The organism is Priestia sp. JSM ZJ58 (genome assembly GCF_044383985.1).
In the GTDB taxonomy this organism is placed as follows: domain Bacteria; phylum Bacillota; class Bacilli; order Bacillales; family Bacillaceae_H; genus Priestia; species Priestia zanthoxyli.
In genome coordinates this window covers 173,494-191,576 of record NZ_JBISEM010000001.1, presented here as the reverse complement: position 1 = coordinate 191,576, position 18,083 = coordinate 173,494, and the positions used below count along the sequence as shown (strand labels likewise).

At 38.9% G+C, this 18,083-nt stretch carries 19 protein-coding genes and 1 riboswitch; of the genes, 1 reads left to right on the top strand and 18 read right to left on the bottom strand.

The genetic code is table 11. The features are described 5' to 3' along the window. Window positions 1-60: 60 nt before the first annotated feature. The 11 genes from ACH6EI_RS00940 to ACH6EI_RS00890 form a co-directional block, all read right to left on the bottom strand. A complete protein-coding gene (locus tag ACH6EI_RS00940; protein ID WP_028411748.1) occupies window positions 61-915 on the bottom strand; it encodes an ABC transporter permease in 855 nt (284 codons plus the stop codon). 10 nt (window positions 916-925) lie between these two features. Then, window positions 926-1,912 carry an aliphatic sulfonate ABC transporter substrate-binding protein gene (locus tag ACH6EI_RS00935; RefSeq protein ID WP_028411749.1) on the bottom strand — a complete coding sequence of 329 codons (987 nt, stop codon included), beginning with the start codon at window positions 1,910-1,912 and terminating at the stop codon, window positions 926-928. 33 nt (window positions 1,913-1,945) lie between these two features. Further along, window positions 1,946-2,743, bottom strand: coding sequence for an ABC transporter ATP-binding protein (locus ACH6EI_RS00930; RefSeq protein ID WP_098626993.1), 798 nt, complete (start codon window positions 2,741-2,743; stop codon window positions 1,946-1,948). A gap of 133 nt (window positions 2,744-2,876) precedes the next feature. Then, the gene (locus ACH6EI_RS00925) at window positions 2,877-4,091 is read right to left on the bottom strand and encodes a cation:proton antiporter (protein ID WP_028411751.1); all 1,215 of its coding nucleotides are present in this window, start codon (window positions 4,089-4,091) and stop codon (window positions 2,877-2,879) included. After that, the gene (locus tag ACH6EI_RS00920) at window positions 4,092-4,592 is read right to left on the bottom strand and encodes a cation:proton antiporter regulatory subunit (RefSeq protein ID WP_013085158.1); all 501 of its coding nucleotides are present in this window, start codon (window positions 4,590-4,592) and stop codon (window positions 4,092-4,094) included. A gap of 148 nt (window positions 4,593-4,740) precedes the next feature. Then, window positions 4,741-5,067, bottom strand: a complete 327-nt coding sequence (locus tag ACH6EI_RS00915) for a hypothetical protein (protein ID WP_028411752.1) — start codon at window positions 5,065-5,067, stop codon at window positions 4,741-4,743. A gap of 203 nt (window positions 5,068-5,270) precedes the next feature. Further along, the gene (gene gerE / locus ACH6EI_RS00910; RefSeq protein ID WP_013059396.1) at window positions 5,271-5,495 is read right to left on the bottom strand and encodes a spore germination transcription factor GerE; all 225 of its coding nucleotides are present in this window, start codon (window positions 5,493-5,495) and stop codon (window positions 5,271-5,273) included. Between the two features lie 174 nt (window positions 5,496-5,669). Continuing rightward, complete coding sequence (locus ACH6EI_RS00905; protein WP_028411753.1) at window positions 5,670-6,119, bottom strand: acyl-CoA thioesterase; 450 nt, start codon at window positions 6,117-6,119, stop codon at window positions 5,670-5,672. A gap of 63 nt (window positions 6,120-6,182) precedes the next feature. Next, window positions 6,183-6,956, bottom strand: a complete 774-nt coding sequence (gene sdhB, locus ACH6EI_RS00900; protein ID WP_013059398.1) for a succinate dehydrogenase iron-sulfur subunit — start codon at window positions 6,954-6,956, stop codon at window positions 6,183-6,185. Between the two features lie 3 nt (window positions 6,957-6,959). Further along, window positions 6,960-8,747, bottom strand: a complete 1,788-nt coding sequence (sdhA, locus tag ACH6EI_RS00895) for a succinate dehydrogenase flavoprotein subunit (RefSeq protein ID WP_013059399.1) — start codon at window positions 8,745-8,747, stop codon at window positions 6,960-6,962. A 29-nt stretch (window positions 8,748-8,776) separates the two neighbouring features. Further along, on the bottom strand, window positions 8,777-9,385 hold the full coding sequence (locus tag ACH6EI_RS00890) for a succinate dehydrogenase cytochrome b558 subunit (protein WP_028411754.1): 609 nt from the start codon (window positions 9,383-9,385) through the stop codon (window positions 8,777-8,779). A gap of 489 nt (window positions 9,386-9,874) precedes the next feature. On the opposite strand from ACH6EI_RS00890, the gene ACH6EI_RS00885 reads away from it, so the two are divergent. Next, window positions 9,875-10,402 (top strand): YslB family protein, encoded by a 528-nt coding sequence (locus ACH6EI_RS00885; RefSeq protein ID WP_028411755.1) that lies wholly within the window; start codon window positions 9,875-9,877, stop codon window positions 10,400-10,402. A gap of 51 nt (window positions 10,403-10,453) precedes the next feature. Here ACH6EI_RS00885 and ACH6EI_RS00880 read toward each other — a convergent pair whose 3' ends face one another. From ACH6EI_RS00880 to ACH6EI_RS00850, 7 genes are all read right to left on the bottom strand, one after another. Further along, window positions 10,454-11,686 carry an aspartate kinase gene (locus ACH6EI_RS00880; protein WP_028411756.1) on the bottom strand — a complete coding sequence of 411 codons (1,233 nt, stop codon included), beginning with the start codon at window positions 11,684-11,686 and terminating at the stop codon, window positions 10,454-10,456. A 141-nt stretch (window positions 11,687-11,827) separates the two neighbouring features. Continuing rightward, window positions 11,828-12,005, bottom strand: a riboswitch (Lysine riboswitch). A gap of 65 nt (window positions 12,006-12,070) precedes the next feature. Further along, on the bottom strand, window positions 12,071-13,837 hold the full coding sequence (uvrC, locus tag ACH6EI_RS00875; RefSeq protein ID WP_028411757.1) for an excinuclease ABC subunit UvrC: 1,767 nt from the start codon (window positions 13,835-13,837) through the stop codon (window positions 12,071-12,073). Window positions 13,838-14,060: 223 nt separating this feature from the next. Then, window positions 14,061-14,375 carry a thioredoxin gene (gene trxA, locus ACH6EI_RS00870; RefSeq protein WP_013059404.1) on the bottom strand — a complete coding sequence of 105 codons (315 nt, stop codon included), beginning with the start codon at window positions 14,373-14,375 and terminating at the stop codon, window positions 14,061-14,063. Window positions 14,376-14,783: 408 nt separating this feature from the next. Then, window positions 14,784-15,764 carry an electron transfer flavoprotein subunit alpha/FixB family protein gene (locus tag ACH6EI_RS00865; protein ID WP_033579632.1) on the bottom strand — a complete coding sequence of 327 codons (981 nt, stop codon included), beginning with the start codon at window positions 15,762-15,764 and terminating at the stop codon, window positions 14,784-14,786. Between the two features lie 33 nt (window positions 15,765-15,797). Then, window positions 15,798-16,571: an electron transfer flavoprotein subunit beta/FixA family protein gene (locus tag ACH6EI_RS00860; RefSeq protein ID WP_016765685.1), complete on the bottom strand. Its 774-nt coding sequence runs from the start codon at window positions 16,569-16,571 to the stop codon at window positions 15,798-15,800. A gap of 18 nt (window positions 16,572-16,589) precedes the next feature. After that, on the bottom strand, window positions 16,590-17,363 hold the full coding sequence (locus ACH6EI_RS00855; protein WP_028411759.1) for an enoyl-CoA hydratase: 774 nt from the start codon (window positions 17,361-17,363) through the stop codon (window positions 16,590-16,592). 79 nt (window positions 17,364-17,442) lie between these two features. Then, window positions 17,443-18,027 carry a fatty acid metabolism transcriptional regulator FadR gene (locus tag ACH6EI_RS00850; protein ID WP_013059408.1) on the bottom strand — a complete coding sequence of 195 codons (585 nt, stop codon included), beginning with the start codon at window positions 18,025-18,027 and terminating at the stop codon, window positions 17,443-17,445. Between the last annotated feature and the right edge of the window lie 56 nt (window positions 18,028-18,083).

Sequence of the window (18,083 nt, the reverse complement as noted above, 5' to 3'; positions counted from 1 at the left end):
TCCTTTTAACTTATAAAACTGATAGATTTACAAGGATTAATAAGTATATAAATCCTTCTTTTATTTTTCACCTGCGTAGCTGTCTCTCCATTTAAGAAGACGCTTTTCTAATACTCGGACAAATGAATCAGTTAATTTGCCTACAACAGCAAAAATGATAATTCCGACAAAAACTACATCTGTTTGAGAAAACTGCCTAGCATCCATAATCATATATCCTACACCTTCACTTGCTCCCATTAATTCAGCTACTACCAGTCCGAGCCATGCAATACCTAAAGACAATCGGACACCAAGTAAAATATTAGGAAGAGCGGCTGGTAAAATGAGTTTCGTGATTTGTTTCCATTTACTAAATTGCAGAACACGCGCAACATCAAATAATTTCGAATCAACGCCGCGAATGCCTAAATACGTATTAACATAGATTGGGAAAAACGCACCGTTTGCAATTAGCAATATCTTTGAAATTTCCCCAAAGCCAAACCATAAGATAAATAAAGGAGCCAAGGCAAGGTGAGGAACAGTTCTAAGCATTTGAATGGATGGATCCATATAGTGCTCCGTTTTCTTTGAGAAACCGACAATAACACCAAATAGTAAACCTAGACCAGCTCCAACGGCAAAACCTATGGCAGCACGTAAAATACTGATTTGAAGATTAGCTCCGAGTTCTCCCGATACGATGAGCTGTTTGAAAGAAAGTACAATATCAACAGGTGTAGGAAGAACGGTTTTAGATACATAGCCCGCAGAACCAATGATTTGCCACACGACGATAAGCAAAATTGGCACGACGAGAGAACGAAGGAAAATTCCCTGCTTATTTTTCGCTTCTTCCTTTCTTTTTTTCACTTGTTGCAAGTGAGCTGCTGAAGACTGGACATGTCCTGAAACCACGGATGTTTTACTCATTTTCATCACCTCATTTTTCTTTTAATGCTTTTTCAATAAATGAATTATCAACGACATCTCCTGTATCAATTTTCTTTTTAATAACGCCTAAAGATTGTTGAAAATCAGCTGTTCGCTGTTGTTCTGCAATAATTTCTTTAGAGGTTGGGCGATTATAGGCAGGATTATTTTTTAACACTTGTCTTACTACATCTTTATCTAGATTTTTTTGTTTTGCTAGAATATCCACAGATTCTTCAAAATGTTCGTTTTGCCATTCAAGTGCTTTTTGATAAACTTGTAAAAACTTAACGACTAACTCTGGATGATCTTTTGCAAAGCCTTCTCTTACAATAGTAAAGCCTGGTGAAGCAACCTTTAACGAATCGCCGTCTGCTAAAATACGAGCTTCATTTTTTAAGTTTTGCAGGGAGATAAACGGTTCCCAAATTGACCATGCATCCACTGACCCATTTTCAAATGCTGGCTGAGCTTCGTCTGGCTGAAGCTGAATAATCTTTACGTCACTTGGCTTCAACCCATTTTGATCAAGAGCTCTGTACAATAAGTTAAAACCGCTGCTGCCTTTCGCAACCGCAATCTTTTTACCTTTTAAATCTTTTACGCTTTTAATCTTGCTGTTTTTTCCTACTAAAATAGCATTTCCTTTTAATCCGTCGCTCGAATTAGCAATTTCTAAAAATGGAATATCTGCCCCTTGACCAGAAATAACCGGTGAGTTTCCAACTTGGCCGAAATCCAAGTGTCCAGATGCTAACCCTTCAAATTGCGGAGGACCGCTTTGAAACTCTGTCCATTTAACGTTTACACCTATTTTTTTAAATTCTTTTTCAAACCATTTTTGGTTTTGTGCCAGCATTAAAGGTCCTAGGCTTTGTTGAATGCCAATATTGATCGTAACGTTTTTCGAATCTTCGCCGCTCGCTTTTTCTTTCGTCCCGCACCCAGCCAATGCGAGAACAAGTACAATAGCTGCAGTTAAAAGTAGCTTTTTCATCTGTTCTGTCTCCTTCTCTGTCTGATTGAATCTTTAATGTTCTCCTGCTTCTTCAAATTCTTTCAGCACTTGCTGCCTTAGCTGCTGAAAAGGTAGTTCTGTCTTTTTTCGCGGATGACTAATTTCTACTGGAACAACCCGACTAATTTCTCCTGGTCTGGCACTCATAATCACAATTTTAGTTCCTAAGTAAATGGATTCATCTAAATCGTGGGTAACAAAAATCATGGTTGTTTTTTCTTTTTTCCATATGTCTAACAGCACATCTTGCAGATGAGTGCGAGTAAAAGCATCCAACGCACCAAACGGTTCATCTAACAATAAAACCTCGGGATTTCTTAAAAGAGCACGCGCAATCGCAACTCGTTGAGACATCCCCCCAGATAGTTCTCGAGGATAAGCTTTTTCAAATCCTTTCAGCCTGACAATATCAATTAGCTCATCTACGCGGCGCCGAACTTTCGAATCTTTCAGCGATAAGTCAGCCGCTATATTTTGCTCCACATTAAGCCACGGGAACAAGCGGTGTTCTTGAAAGATCATTCCTTGTTTAATGCTAGGTCCGGCTATGTGCTTCCCGTTGATTTCAATGCGCCCTTCATAATCTATATCAAGTCCAGCGATCATTTTAAGCAGCGTACTTTTTCCGCATCCGCTCGGACCAATAATGGTAATAAATTCACCTTTATTAATCGTAAGATTTACATTTCGCAATGCTTGAGTTACTTGTTCTCCTTTTTGAAATGAGCGGTTAACCGATTGAATCACGACACTCACAGCAATTCCTCCTCCTTGAATTTTTAAATCAAAAGCTATTTCACCTAAAAACATAAAAGCTCCTACCTAAAAAAGGTAGGAGCTTTCGGTTGACCGATCAGCCCGTTGCTATAGTTAACTGATTTGTTATTGGATTATTTTGAATTTTATCATATTAATCCGATTTGTCAACTGTGTTTTATATATTTTATCCATTAGATTCTTGAGGATTTGGTTTTTTCCATTTAAATATTGAGTTTAAAAATCCGTATATATGCTTAGACTCCTTCGTTAACAAAGGACCAATAATAGCTAAAATCAATACATAAAGCGCAGCGAATGGCTGAAGGATGGCCGATAATCCTCCTTCAATTCCGATGTTAGCCATAATGATTGAAAACTCACCTCGTGACATGATTGTTAATCCAATATTGGTAGAAGCCTTGTGTGACAGCCCGCTTTTTCTTCCTGAAATCATACCGGCTGTAAAGTTACCAATAATCGTAAGCGCAACTGCTCCAAGGGCAAGCCAGCCTGCATCCCAGAGCGTGAGAGGATCAATACTTAATCCGAAGCTGAAGAAAAAGATGGCTCCAAAGAAATCACGAAACGGTACGACAAGATGTTCAATCCGATCGCGATGTTCTGTTTCAGAAAATACAAGCCCAAGCAATAATGCTCCAATTGCTTCTGCCACGTGAATTGTTTCTGAGAAGCCTGCCACAAAAAACAATACCGCAAAAACGACGATTATAAAGATTTCATTCGATGAAATATTTAAAAGTTTATTTAGTAGAGGCGTAGCTTTTCGAGCAATGATAAAGAACAGCATCATATAGCCAAACGCAATTAAAATAGATGTTAAAGATCCAGCAAGCGATCCGTGGTCTCCAAGCACCAACCCTGAAACGACAGAAAGATAAACCGCTAAGAAAATATCTTCAAACATGATGATCCCTAATATCAATTCCGTTTCTGGATTTGCCGTTCGTTTTAAATCAACCAATACTTTTGCGACAATTGCGCTGGACGAAATCGTAATAATTCCAGCGATAATCAGCACTTCAAGAAGAGGATTTCCTGTCAGGTATCCATACAATAATCCTAAGGTAAAGTTAATTAAAATATAAATAGATCCTCCCACCGCGATGGACTTACCTGATTTAATTAACTTTCCAACTGAAAATTCTAACCCTAAATAAAAGAGTAAAAAGAGAACTCCAATTCTCCCCATAAATTCAATAATCTCTTGGCTTTCAATAAACTTTAAACTGAATGAGCCAAACTCAGGAGCATGGGGACCAACCGCCATGCCCAGCAGAATGAGGAATGGAATAATCGTAAATTTAAATTTATGTGCTAGTATAGCCGCTAAAGCGACTAGTAACAAAGCTGTCCCAACTTCAAATACTAAATGATCCAATTATGAACTACCTCCTTGTGAAAGCAATTCTTTAATGAGCGTTTTTAAATTTCCTCTTTCACCAGAGATGACAAGCGTATCTCCTTCTTCAATTAACGTATCTGGTCCTGGGGTGGATAATTTTTTTTGCGTGTTTTTAATGACAGCGATGATTGTGACATCATAGTTGCTGCGAACGTCAATTTCGCCAATTGTTTTACTGTGAGCTTTGGCCTGTTTTTCAACTTTGTACCATTCAATCACTAAGTCATTGAATGCCACTTCAATGGTTTCCATTGCTTTTGGCTTGTAAATCATGCCGCCTAAAATTGCAGCTAGCTGTCTTGATTCCGTATCTGTTAACGTAATGTCAAAAATGCTTTCTTCTAAATCTTTTTGATCGAAGTGGTAGATTTCGCGTCGTCCATCATCATGAATAATAACGACCACACGGTTTCCTCCGCTTGTCTCAATTTCAAATTTACGGCCGATTCCTGGTAATTCCGTTTCTTTAATCATCATTGAATGATCACTCCTATAAAGTTTTTAAGAAGAATATTAAATTTTCATTGCATTATTTGTATAGAAAATCCCCATGACAAATAAGCCTAAGAATAGTAGGTAATTTTAGGTTTGAAGAAAAGGCTGCTGAAATTTCAACCTTTTTTATTTAATTGAGGTAACTTGATTGAAAGATTTTTGGATAAAAAAGTGTTTTCTTGAGGAAAAAATACGCAATTTGATGCGTCGGAATGATGAGCTTGGTACTCACCCATACTAAAGCAAAAGTTACTATCACACTTTGTATTAGAGATCCTATTTGTTTGACGCTGTGCTTAGCTCCTGGAGACATGTGCACGATATCCGTGTAATGCTGTACCGAACTTTTTGTGACCTTTACTTTTTCAAAGTCATTATCAATAAATTTATCTGGCAAACTCGCAAAAGGCAAGCAGAATATCATGCATAATAATACCCCTAACCATACATTTTTCATCATCTCACCTCTCTTTCTTTTGAAGTAGTATCTCCTTACTTAAAAGTATACGTACTCTGAAATTCAATTTCAAGCAATAAGTTTCTTTTATAAAGATTTACCTTTTTTATAATATTTTCTTAATGATATTCTTTTTAGATACATATGCGATACTTAAAAAAATATACAAAAAGCTGGCTTTCTAAAAAGAAAGCCAGCTCATGTTATAGTTCAAGTTCTCCCATTCGAAGGAGTTCTACGACTGCTTGAGAACGCCCCTTGACTCCAAGCTTTTGCATCGCATTAGAAATATGATTTCGAACTGTTTTTTCGCTAATGAATAGTTCACTCGCGATTTCTTTTGTTGTTTTGTCCTGTACTAAAAGCTCGAATACTTCTCGTTCACGCTTTGTAAGTAGCGGTTTAGGTTGAAACTCTTTTTCTTTCAATGTAACCCTCCTTGCCTGATCCTGAGTTGAACTATCGGATGGGTGTAAATTTAGTCAACATATCTTATGTGCGGTATGCCTACGCGGTTACTAGTTTTAGAAAAAATATGCAAAAAACTCTTTTTTACCTTTGAAAAAGAAAAAAAGCCTGAAGAAAGAGCCTTCAAGCCATTTTTATATAGTCGATAAACACCTTTTCATCTCTTCATTCCAAGGCACGCTTTTTCCTGTTTCTTTAGAAATTTGCACCATTGTTCCTCTCCCCGTGAGTACAACCTCTCCTTGCTCATTTTGAATCATATAGTGTAAATCAACCGAAGAACGTCCGATTTTATGGGCCTTTACAAAAACAGCTAGCACGTTGCCAAAATACACTTGTTTGACATAGTCGCACTGCAAATCAGCCACCACCGGTATCGTTCCCTCATACTCACTCGTCCACTTTTGCATAAAGCCAATATGGTGAAAGAATTCCGTACGTATTTGTTCAAAATAAACAAAAGGAACCGTATTATTTAAGTGCCCAAACATATCTGTTTCCGAAAATCTTACCTTGATTTTCTGCTTAAACGAAAATGACTCTTTCCAGTGATCCATGTCTTCAATATACGAAATATTATTCATCTGTATTTCCTCCGTTCGTCATAGACAAAATAAAACCTCTCCACGTGGAGAGGTTTTGAGTGGTTATACTTGATCGCTACCAAAGAAACTTCTGAATGCTTGAATTGTTGTGTCGCGGTTCAAAGCTGCGATTGAAGTAGTCAATGGAATTCCTTTTGGACATGATTGAACGCAGTTTTGAGAGTTCCCGCAGTTCGCTAGCCCTCCATCACCCATAATCGTCTCTAAACGTTCTCCTTTATTTAACGCACCGGTTGGATGGGCATTAAACAAGCGAACTTGAGAAAGCGGTGCTGGACCGATGAAGTTTGACTTGTCGTTTACGTTTGGACAAGCTTCTAAGCAAACGCCGCATGTCATACACTTGGATAACTCATACGCCCACTGACGTTTCTTTTCAGGCATACGCGGTCCTGGTCCTAAATCGTATGTGCCATCGATCGGAACCCAGGCTTTTACTTTTTTCAGTGAATCAAACATACGGCTGCGGTCTACCTGCAAGTCACGAACAACAGGGAATGTTTTCATTGGCTGCAAGCGAATCGGCTGTTCTAGTTTATCAACAAGAGCTGTACATGACTGACGAGGTTTACCGTTGATAACCATTGAACAGGCTCCACATACTTCCTCTAAACAGTTCATTTCCCAGTTTATCGGAGCAACCTCTTTACCTGAAGCATCAACAGGGTTACGTCTGATTTCCATCAGTGCTGAAATAACGTTCATATTCGGACGATACGGAATTTCAAACTCCTGATTGTAAGGAGCAGATTCAGCTGAATCTTGACGTGTAATAATGAAGCGCACTGTCTTTTGGACTGTTTGTTGTTCACTCATTGATTAACGAACCCCCTCTTGTTGTTTTTTTGGTTTTTCATCTTTTTTCTTTGTGTAGTCGCGCTTACGCGGTTTGATTAACGATACGTCTACCTCTTCATAATGGAAAGAAGGAGCCGTTTTCTTATCAACGAAAGATGCCATTGTTGTTTTTAAGAATTCTTCATCGTTACGATCTGGGAAATCCGGCTTATAATGAGCACCGCGACTTTCGTTACGGTTGTAAGCTCCAAGCGTTACAACACGTGAAAGCTGGAGCATGTTTTGAAGCTGACGAGTAAATGTTGCCGCTTGATTACTCCATTTAGCCGTGTCATTAATGTTAATACGATCATAGCGTTCAATTAATTCTTGAATCTTTTCATCTGTTTTTAACAGTTTGTCATTGTATCGTACGACTGTCACGTTGTCAGTCATCCATTCCCCTAGCTCTTTATGAAGAACGTATGCATTTTCTGTACCTTGAAGATTCATGATATTGTTCCATTTCTCTTCTTCTTCTTTCACATGACGATCATATACGCTTGAAGAAATAGCATCTGCGCTCTTTTCTAAACCATTGATGTATTCAACGGCTTTAGGACCAGCAACCATACCGCCATAAATAGCTGACAATAATGAGTTTGCTCCTAAACGGTTCGCTCCGTGCTGCGAATAATCACACTCACCAGCTGCGAACAAGCCAGGGATATTTGTCATTTGATCGTAATCCACCCATAAACCGCCCATTGAATAGTGTACGGCTGGGAAAATCTTCATTGGTACTTTGCGCGGATCATCGCCCATGAATTTTTCATAGATTTCGATGATACCTCCAAGTTTAATGTCTAGCTCTTTTGGATCTTTATGTGAAAGGTCCAGATAAACCATGTTCTCTCCGTTAATTCCTAACTTCTGCGCTACGCAGACGTCAAAAATTTCACGAGTTGCAATATCACGAGGTACTAAGTTACCGTATGCCGGATATTTTTCTTCTAAGAAATACCAAGGTTTACCGTCTTTATATGTCCAAACGCGTCCGCCTTCTCCACGAGCAGATTCACTCATAAGACGAAGCTTATCATCTCCCGGGATAGCAGTTGGATGAATTTGAATAAACTCTCCGTTTGAATAGTATGCACCTTGCTGATACACGATAGATGCCGCTGAACCTGTATTAATAACTGAGTTCGTCGATTTTCCAAAGACAATACCAGGTCCACCTGTAGCCATAATAACCGCATCAGCTGGGAACGTTTTAATTTCCATTGATTTTAAATTCTGTGCAGAAATTCCGCGACAGCTGCGCTCATCATCAAGAACAGCACCTAAGAATTCCCATCCTTCGTACTTTGTCACAAGTCCGGCAACTTCATAGCGACGAACCTGCTCATCTAATGCGTACAATAACTGTTGACCCGTTGTTGCTCCAGCAAAAGCCGTACGGTGATGCTGCGTTCCGCCAAATCGTCTGAAGTCTAACAAACCCTCAGGAGTACGGTTAAACATAACACCCATACGGTCAAGTAAGTGAATAATACCAGGAGCTGCTTCACACATTGCTTTTACAGGTGGCTGGTTGGCTAAAAAGTCTCCGCCATACACTGTGTCATCAAAGTGTTCCCATGGTGAATCTCCTTCACCTTTCGTATTTACGGCTCCGTTGATTCCACCTTGCGCGCAAACTGAGTGAGATCTTTTTACCGGAACTAGTGAAAATAAATCTACTTGCTTGCCAGACTCAGCAATTTTTATTGTTGCCATCAAGCCAGCTAAACCGCCACCGACTACGATGATTTTTCCGTTACTCATCGGAACCCCACTCCTTCAAAACCTTAATTTTATGCAAATGCGAATAATGTACGAACACCTACGAATGTAAGTGCTAAGAAGATTGCTAATGTCACATAAGTTGAAATTCTTTGAGAACGTGGTGTTACAGTTAACCCCCAGCTAACTCCAAATGACCATAGACCGTTTGCAAAGTGGAAGATCGTAGATACAACACCAACTATGTAGAATGCAAACATTGCTGGGTTGCTTAAAATTCGTTCCATCATTTGAAAATCTACTTCTTTTCCAAGCGCAGCTTGTATTCTGGTTTCCCATACGTGCCATGTGATGAAGATAAGTGTGATTACACCTGAAACACGCTGAAGGATAAACATCCAGTTACGGAAAAATCCATAGTTGTTAACGTTTGTTTTAGCAGTGAATGCGATGTAAAGACCGTATATTGCGTGAAAAACGATTGGTAAGAAAATAATGAAAATTTCTAGAGCATAGCGGAAAGGTAAGCTCTCCATGAAGTGAGCTGCTTGATTAAATGATTCTTCTCCCTTTGTCGCGAAATGATTCACAACTAAATGCTGTGTTAAGAAAATCCCGATTGGTATTACTCCAAGTAGTGAATGGATTCTCCGATATTGAAACTCTCTGTTTGCCGCCATCTGCGTAGACCCCCCTTAGTTAAATGAACATAGTTTGTGAAGAACTTTCTTACTCCCACTAGACAAATAGATTAATCGTGAATACAGGAAATGAAAACCTTTGCATTTCCTAATAAAGTATGTGACAGGTTAATTTTACTCCCATCGATTAAGAGCGTCAAGGCAAGATGTTTAAATCTTCTATAAAATATAAATTTATAAAATTTTATATTTGTTAACGCTTACTACATTGATGTTAAAGATTTTTTCTTTCTATTATAATATCGCTTGCCACAGTTAAGTAAGCGTTTACTTTATACTTTTATTGTAAACAAGTTCACAAAACATTTACACAGGTAAAAGTACCCTTTTAAAAGTAATTTTATGGATTTTTTATCTTTACATCTAACTCTTTTTACCATAATAAAGATCCTCTTACATTTTATTAAAAAAATGCGTGAGAGGTTTTTTAGATTTGTATATAATAGTAGTAAAGAAAGAGGGGAAAGCATGAGCAATTTACAAACAGAATCACAGCAAGAACTTGAAGAGACGATGGAAACATTAGAACCTAATGCCGCAGCTGAAACAGAGAGAGCTCTTGATCACGTTCCATATTTTGGATACAGTCTTTTGCGTGACGTGTTGATTCCAGAGCTTCTTGGAGACGAAACGAATACCATCTCATACTGGGCAGGAAAACACCTTGCGCGTAAATATCCATTAAATACAATGGATGAAATCGTCGCTTTTTTTAAAGCAGCTTCCTGGGGAACACTGACGCTTGCCAAAAAAGATAAATATTCACTAGAGCTTGAGTTATCAGGTGATGTGGTCAGCAAAAGATTTCAGCAGGAAACTTGTTCATTTCATCTTGAGTCAGGATTTGTGGCTGAACAGATTCAGCGTCAAAACAACTGCCTAACAGAAGCCTACTTAACACCTAAAGAAAAGAACGGAAAAGTGCTGATTTCCGTGCAGTGGGACCGAAAAGATATCTTACCTACCGAAACCCGTGCGGAGCGTTATAAAAAGTAAGAAATACGTATATATAAAAGACGTGGAGATACCACGTCTTTTTTCTCTTCTTTATACTTGCACTGCCTGCTGCTCTTCTAATTCAAATGCTACGTGAAGCGTCTCAACAGCTTTTACCATATCAGCATGCGGTACAACTGTAGATACTTTAATTTCAGACGTGCTGACCATCTTCACTTCAATTTTCTCTCCTGCCAGCACTTCAAACATTTCGGCTGCAACACCTGGATTAGAAATCATGCCAGATCCCACAATCGATACTTTAGCCAGACCGCTTTCATGTTCAATACGCGTATACCCCAAAGTAGATTTATACTCTTTTAAGACGGCAAGAGCAGCTTCTACGTCTACAGTTTTAATAGAAAATGAGATAGAGAGGCGATTATTAGCCGTTACGTTTTGAATAATAATATCCACGTTTAACTGTTCTTTTGCTAATGCTGTAAAAATAGTAGAAAGAGTTTGTAACTCGTTGTTTAACCCTTCAATTGTCACCCGTGAAATATTATCTTCAAACGCAATTCCTCTTACGACTAAGTTTTGTTCCATTGAAACTTCCTCCTCAACAATCGTTCCATTCTCGTTTTCTAAGCTTGAACGCACTTCTAGCGGTACCTGATAATTTTTTGCAAACTCAACAGCGCGCGGATGCAGCACCCCTGCTCCTAAATTGGCTAATTCTAACATTTCGTCATATGAAATAGAATGAAGTTTACGAGCATCTTCTACGTAGCGCGGATCCGTCGTAAACACTCCTGTTACGTCTGTATAAATATCACATTTTGCAGCTTTTAGTGCCGCGGCAAGAGCTACTGCCGTCGTGTCAGAGCCGCCTCGACCTAATGTTGTAATGCTTCCATCTTCTGAACAGCCTTGGAATCCAGCTACTACTACGATTCGACCTCTATCTAATTGGCTTTGAATACGAGTCGTGTCAATGTGCTGGATTCGTGCATTGCTGTGAACTGCTTCTGTCTGGATACCAGCTTGCCAACCTGTTAGCGAAGTGGCTTCATGACCTTTGAATTGAAGAGCCATTGTTAACAGGGAAATCGTTACTTGTTCTCCAGTTGTAAGAAGCATATCCATTTCGCGTTTACTTGGACTGTCCGTAATATCACTTGCTAATTTCACCAGTGCATCTGTGGTTTTGCCCATTGCCGATACAACAACTACTACTTGGTTACCGCGCTCTGCTTCTTGAATAACACGGTTTGCTACATGTTGAATACGTTCAACAGAACCAACAGATGTTCCACCAAATTTTTGAACGATTAATGCCATAATTTTGTTCATTCCTTTTCAATAAATTTGCATATGCAGGATGATGAGAAGCTAAATTTTTTTACTCAGACAATAAAAAAAGCAATGAGATGAGCTCTCATTGCTTAACGAACGAAAATTATAAAACATAACCGTCCACTGCCGTGAGATAGCTCTCCAAGAATCTACATCTTGACAATCCTACGTTTATTCAACGCAGAACCAGCAATCATTACTATGAGGTAATGTTCACTTCGGCAAATTTCCCTTTCCGCATCGTTCATAAGGGCTCATACCCTTCCTGATGCGTACTGATTAAATTTGCACCTCTATCTTCACTTCATTTGATGAAGTGTCGTATGAAATTAGTTAATAGCTTATCAAATATTTTCTATTATTTCAAGACTATTTTTGCAATGTTTCATAAATTTTTTCAGCAATGTTCTGAGGAACACCTGAATTTCGAATATCTTCAATCGTTGCTTCTTTCAATTTTTTCACCGAACCAAAATGCTTTAACAAAGCTTTTTTACGCTTTTCTCCCACTCCCGGAATGTCGTCCAGAACTGACTGAAAAGCGGACTTAGAGCGCACTTGACGGTGGAAGGTAATCGCAAAGCGGTGAACTTCATCTTGAATTCGCTGAAGCAAATAAAATTCTTGACTATTGCGTTCAAGCGGTATGATTTGAGGAGGCTCACCAATCATCAGATTGGAGGTTCTGTGCTTATCATCTTTGACAAGACCTGCTGTAGGCACTAAAAGTCCCAATTCATTTTCGAGAACGTCCTGTACTGCAGCTAAATGCCCTTTGCCTCCATCTACAACAATTAAATCCGGAAGCGGAAGACCTTCTTTTAATGCTCTGGAATACCGTCTGCGAACGACTTCCCTCATGGAACTGTAATCATCTGGTCCCTTTACCGTCTTAATTTTATATTTGCGATATTCTTTCTTTTCCGGTTTCCCATCAACAAAAACAATCATCGCAGAAACTGGGTCTGTTCCTTGAATATTTGAGTTATCAAATGCTTCAATCCGATAAGGAGCGGCAATTCCAAGCTCTTCTCCTAACCGTTCAACTGCGCCAACTGTACGCTCTTCATCTCGTTCAATTAAATAGAATTTTTCACCGAGCGCAATTTTTGCATTTTTACACGCAAGTTCTACTAATTCTTTCTTTTTGCCTCGCTTTGGATGCTGAACCTCTACTTCTACTAACTTCTCAGCTAACTCTGCATCAATCGTTGCTGGAACCATCACTTCTTTTGGCTTAATATTTTTGGCATAAAACTGACCGATAAAAGTTAAGAAATCTTCTTCTGGCTCTTTATAAAAAGGAAACATAGAAACTTCTCGCTCAATTAATTTCCCTTGGCGAATAAAGAAAACTTGAACACACATCCAGCCTTTATCGTAAGAATAGCCAAACACATCTCGATTAACAAAATCATTAAACGTTACTTTTTGCTTTTCCATTGTCGCTTCGATATGAGCAATTTGATCTCGGTATTCTTTAGCCCGTTCAAAGTCAAGTTCTTCTGAAGCTTTTAACATTTTTTCAGTTAACTCTGTTTTGACATGCTCATATCCACCATTTAAAAACCGCGTGATATTTTCAATAATTTGTTTGTTTTGCTCTTCTTTTACCTCTTTTACGCAAGGAGCTAGACATTGCCCGATATGGTAATACAAACAAGGCCTATCTGGCATAGTGGAGCACTTTCTTAACGGATAAATGCGATCAAGAAGCCGCTTTGTTTCATTTGCTGCTTGAACATTAGGATAAGGACCGAAGTATTTCCCTTTATCTTTTTTTATTTTTCTTGTAATAACAAGTCGGGGCTGTTTTTCAGCTGTAATCTTAATAAACGGATAGCCCTTATCATCTTTAAGCATAATATTGTATTTTGGGTCATGCTTTTTAATTAAATTCATTTCTAAAATAAGCGCTTCTAAATTAGAAGATGTGACGATATATTCAAAGTCGACAATGTCGTTTACAAGTCGAAGCGTCTTTCCGTCATGAGATCCGGTAAAGTAGGAACGTACTCGATTTTTTAATACTTTTGCTTTTCCTACGTAAATGACCGTTCCATATTTATCTTTCATCAAGTAACAGCCGGGCTGATCCGGTAAAATAGCCAGCTTTTCTTTTAAATAATCGTTCATACTTTTCTCCTTCCTCTTCTCTTACTCTGTCCATCTATACAATCGCTTATGAAGCGTAACCTACATTCTTTCCTGTCTTAATACATGTACATAAGCTGGATTTATGGCGGTGTTCCTTACATCTAGTATAAAACAAACGAACGCATATTCGCTAAATAAAAGTATTCCCAAAAGAGAAAAAGTGGAGAAAAAGAAAAAAACCTAGCCTGAGCTAGGTTTTGACTTACGCGTGTTTATTAATTAATTCTGTTAATGCTTCTTTTGGTTGGAAACCAACTACTTGATCAACTTTCTCTCCATCTTTGAATAATACTAAAGTTGGGATACTCATAACACCAAATTTTCCAGCTGTTTCTTGATTTTCATCAACGTCTACTTTTACGATTTTAACTTTATCGTTAAGTTCGCCATCAATTTCTTCAAGAACTGGAGCAATCATTTTACAAGGGCCACACCATGGTGCCCAAAAGTCAACAAGCACTAGGCCTGATTTAATTTCATCTGTAAAGTTTTTATCTGTAGCATGTGCAATAGCCATTTTAATTCCTCCTAAATATATGCAATATCCAAATTCTACTCACAGTATATCACCTTCAAATAAGGTTTGCTAACTTTTTGCTTACATTTATACTGTTTATTCTCCGCTCTAGTTTGTACAATTTGCCTAAAAATATGCGTAGAAAATTTCGTTTCCCATGAGGCTGAGACCTGACTAAATGAATCCAAAGACGAACAAATAGTATACATGGGTTGAACCGCTTGCGACACCGCAGTTGATTTCCATGCAAGACTTCGCTTTTCTAGCAGGAGTCTTCGCCTTGCCCTCCAATCACCTGCTAGAAAGACCTACCCTGCGTTTACCCTAACAAAAAAACGAACCACTAATCAAAAATCTTGATCAACGGTTCGTTCTTCACTTCGTCTCAAATACTTTTGTCCGAGAATCTTACGCAGACTGTACTTTCAGCTTTTTAAATTCTTCCGTTAGCAGAGGCACTACTTCAAATAAATCTCCAACGATTCCGTAGTCAGCTACTTTAAAAATATTCGCTTCAGGATCTTTATTGATTGCAACAATAATTTTTGAATTTGACATACCTGCCAAATGCTGAATAGCACCTGAAATTCCGCAGGCAATGTATAAATCTGGTGTGACTACTTTGCCCGTCTGACCGATTTGAAGAGAATAGTCGCAGTAATCTGCATCGCACGCTCCGCGAGACGCTCCAACAGCTCCATTTAACACGTCCGCTAGTTCTTGGAGAGGTCCAAAACCTTCCGTGCTTTTTACACCTCGACCACCTGCAATCACGACTTTTGCTTCGGACAAATCAACCCCTTGCGTTGCTTTGCGTACGACTTCTTTTACAACAGTACGCAGGTTTTTGATTTCAACATTTAAATCCTCTACATCACCTGTACGCCCCTCATCTTTTGCAAGCGGTGAAATATTATTTGGACGAATCGTGACAAACGTAAAAGCATCGGTCATGATTTTCTTCTCAAATGCTTTACCAGAATAAATTGGGCGAGTGAAGACTACTTGATCCCCTCCCACTTCTACATCCGTCACATCCGAGATAAGTCCTTTGTCTAAGCGAGCTGCCAGTTTTGGCGCTAGATCTTTGCCAAGAGCCGTATGCCCAAATACGATAGCTTCAGGCTGTTCACTTTCAATGATGGCTAATAATGCCTGAGCGTAACCATCCGATGTGTAAGCAGCTAAATCTTCGTGCTCCGTCACAACAACTTTATCTGCTCCGTATGCAATAAGTTCTTCACTTAAAGATTTTACGTCCTTTCCTACTAACGCTGCAATAATTTCTCCCCCGTCAGCTACAGTAGACGCTGCGGAAATCGCTTCAAACGATACGTTTCGTAATCCCCCATCACGTGCTTCTCCAAGAACTAACACTTTGCGTCCCATTACAATACCCCCATTGTTTTGACTTTTGACTTATTAAATGACTTTTGCTTCCTTATGCAGTAAATTGACCAGCTCTGTTACTTGATCTTTTATATCTCCTTGTAATACGCGCCCCGCGTCTTTTTTCGGAGGTAAATAAATTTCAATTGTCTTTGTTTTTGCTTCTACATCATCTTCATCTAAATCTAAATCGTCTAATTCCACTTCAACCAACGGTTTCTTCTTCGCTTTCATAATCCCTGGAAGAGATGGATAGCGAGGCTCATTAAGTCCCTGCTGAGCTGTTACTAAAAGAGGAAGCGACGTTTCAATAACTTCCGAATCTCCTTCCACATCGCGTACAACCGTCACTTTTTCACCTTCAATATCCAGCTTTGTAATCGTTGTAATATAAGGGATTTCTAACTGTTCTGCTACGCGCGGTCCCACCTGGCCTGAACCTCCGTCAATCGCTACGTTTCCTGCTAAGATTAAATCAGGAGATTGCTCTTTTAAGTACTGTGCCAGCAGCCTAGAAGTCGTGTACTGATCGCCATCTTCTATGTCATCTTCCGTATTGATTAAAACCGCTTTATCTGCTCCCATAGCCAAAGCTGTTCGGAGTTCTTTTTCTGATTCTTCCCCTCCTACACTCACGACCGTAATCTCTCCGCCATGCTTTTCCTTTAGCTGAATAGCCTCTTCAACTGCATACTCATCGTAAGGATTAATAATAAATTCAGCTCCATCTTCAACAATTTGACCATTTTTTAGTGAAAGTTTCTCCTCTGTATCGAACGTTCTTTTTACTAACACATAAATATTCATTCAATTCCCCTCCTAAGCTTATTTTCCTAAAAATTTGGGCTGGCGCTTTTCAATAAAAGCGGCTACGCCTTCTTGAGCATCACGGCTTTTGAATACGCTTCCAAAAAATTGTGCTTCTTTTTTGATGCCGCTGTAATAAGCATCTGTTTTTACATGTTGAAGCAGCTGCAAAGTAGCTTTAACAGAGATTGGGCTTTTTTTGGCAATTTTTCTAGCAAGTAAAAATGTTTCATTGATAAGCTGACTTTCTTCAAAAGCTGCGTTTGCCAATCCTAACTCCACTGCCTCGCTGCCCGATATTGGATCACTTGTCAGCATCATCTCACAAGCCTTATGAACCCCTACATAACGAGGCAATCGCTGAGTTCCTCCAAACCCTGGTATAATTCCTAACTGAAGTTCAGGCAAGCCCAGCTTAGCATTTTCTGTTACCAAACGGATATGGCAGCTCATAGCAAGCTCTAATCCTCCGCCTAAAGCAGCTCCATGAATAGCTGCAATAACTGGTTTTGGGTAATTTTCAATATACTCAAAGAGCTCTTGGCCGTTAACAGCAAGTTTCTCGTAATCTTTTTCCTGCTGCAGTGATGTAAACTCTTTTATATCAGCTCCAGCACAAAAGAATTTCCCTTCGCCTTTAATGACGATAACCCTTGTCTCTTTGCTATCTTCTAAATGTTTTAAAACACTTGAAAGATCTTTTAATAAATCTTGAGACAAAGCGTTAGCAGGTTGTCTATTCAACGTAATGAAGCTTATTGCATCAACAGTTTCAACCTGGATAATCTCCATTTGTTTCCCCCACCCTTTCTTTCTATTTTCATTACCTTGCGCTTCTCCCCTCGCAAGGGAGCAGCAGGCTCACTTACGATTATGAGCCGCTGCAGCCGTTTAACAGCAGGGAATGGACTTTATCTACCGATTCTATTAGACCATATCGATGATCGTTCATTACCCATGTTGTGACAGTTTCATCAATCGTTCCAAAAATCATCTGTCGCGCAAGACGAATATCTATATTTTCAGAAAACTCACCCGTTTCGATTCCTGTCTGTAAAATAGAATCAATGAGAGTCAGATAATCTTTTAATACATCGTTAATTTTCAATCTTAAATCTTTGTTCGATTGACGCAGTTCAAGCTGTGTCACTGTAGCTAAATGATGATCCTCCGCTAGAAACGAAAAATGCTTGTCAATTAATACGTGAAGTTTTTCTGCCGCAGTTTCAATTCCCGCCAGTTCTTCATAAATTTTTTCTACAAACTGTCCCATCTTCTCTTGAAATAAGGAAATCAAGACATCTTCTTTGTTTTTAAAATATAAATATATCGTACCGTCTGCAACTCCAGCCTGCTTAGCAATTTTAGAAACCTGAGCATTGTGGTATCCGTTTTCTGCTATTACTACTACAGCTGCATCGATAATCTGCTTATACTTTGGCTTATTTCTTCTCAATCTTATACGCTCCTTTAAAATATGAATGATTATTCATTCATATCTTTATAATAAAG

What these genes read in the sequence shown, in the direction of transcription:
- ACH6EI_RS00940 (WP_028411748.1), bottom strand. Translation starts at nt 915, where the DNA reads ATGAGTAAAACATCCGTGGTTTCAGGACATGTCCAGTCTTCAGCAGCT.
- ACH6EI_RS00920 (WP_013085158.1), bottom strand. Translation starts at nt 4,592, where the DNA reads ATGATGATTAAAGAAACGGAATTACCAGGAATCGGCCGTAAATTTGAA.
- ACH6EI_RS00865 (WP_033579632.1), bottom strand. Translation starts at nt 15,764, where the DNA reads ATGGGACGCAAAGTGTTAGTTCTTGGAGAAGCACGTGATGGGGGATTA.
- sdhA (WP_013059399.1), bottom strand. Translation starts at nt 8,747, where the DNA reads ATGAGTAACGGAAAAATCATCGTAGTCGGTGGCGGTTTAGCTGGCTTG.
- ACH6EI_RS00860 (WP_016765685.1), bottom strand. Translation starts at nt 16,571, where the DNA reads ATGAATATTTATGTGTTAGTAAAAAGAACGTTCGATACAGAGGAGAAA.
- trxA (WP_013059404.1), bottom strand. Translation starts at nt 14,375, where the DNA reads ATGGCTATTGCACATGCTACAGATAAAAACTTTACAGATGAAATTAAA.
- sdhB (WP_013059398.1), bottom strand. Translation starts at nt 6,956, where the DNA reads ATGAGTGAACAACAAACAGTCCAAAAGACAGTGCGCTTCATTATTACA.
- ACH6EI_RS00930 (WP_098626993.1), bottom strand. Translation starts at nt 2,743, where the DNA reads ATGTTTTTAGGTGAAATAGCTTTTGATTTAAAAATTCAAGGAGGAGGA.
- ACH6EI_RS00855 (WP_028411759.1), bottom strand. Translation starts at nt 17,363, where the DNA reads ATGGAGATTATCCAGGTTGAAACTGTTGATGCAATAAGCTTCATTACG.
- ACH6EI_RS00890 (WP_028411754.1), bottom strand. Translation starts at nt 9,385, where the DNA reads ATGGCGGCAAACAGAGAGTTTCAATATCGGAGAATCCATTCACTACTT.
- ACH6EI_RS00880 (WP_028411756.1), bottom strand. Translation starts at nt 11,686, where the DNA reads ATGGCATTAATCGTTCAAAAATTTGGTGGAACATCTGTTGGTTCTGTT.
- ACH6EI_RS00935 (WP_028411749.1), bottom strand. Translation starts at nt 1,912, where the DNA reads ATGAAAAAGCTACTTTTAACTGCAGCTATTGTACTTGTTCTCGCATTG.
- ACH6EI_RS00905 (WP_028411753.1), bottom strand. Translation starts at nt 6,119, where the DNA reads ATGAATAATATTTCGTATATTGAAGACATGGATCACTGGAAAGAGTCA.
- ACH6EI_RS00885 (WP_028411755.1), top strand. Translation starts at nt 9,875, where the DNA reads ATGAGCAATTTACAAACAGAATCACAGCAAGAACTTGAAGAGACGATG.
- ACH6EI_RS00915 (WP_028411752.1), bottom strand. Translation starts at nt 5,067, where the DNA reads ATGAAAAATGTATGGTTAGGGGTATTATTATGCATGATATTCTGCTTG.
- uvrC (WP_028411757.1), bottom strand. Translation starts at nt 13,837, where the DNA reads ATGAACGATTATTTAAAAGAAAAGCTGGCTATTTTACCGGATCAGCCC.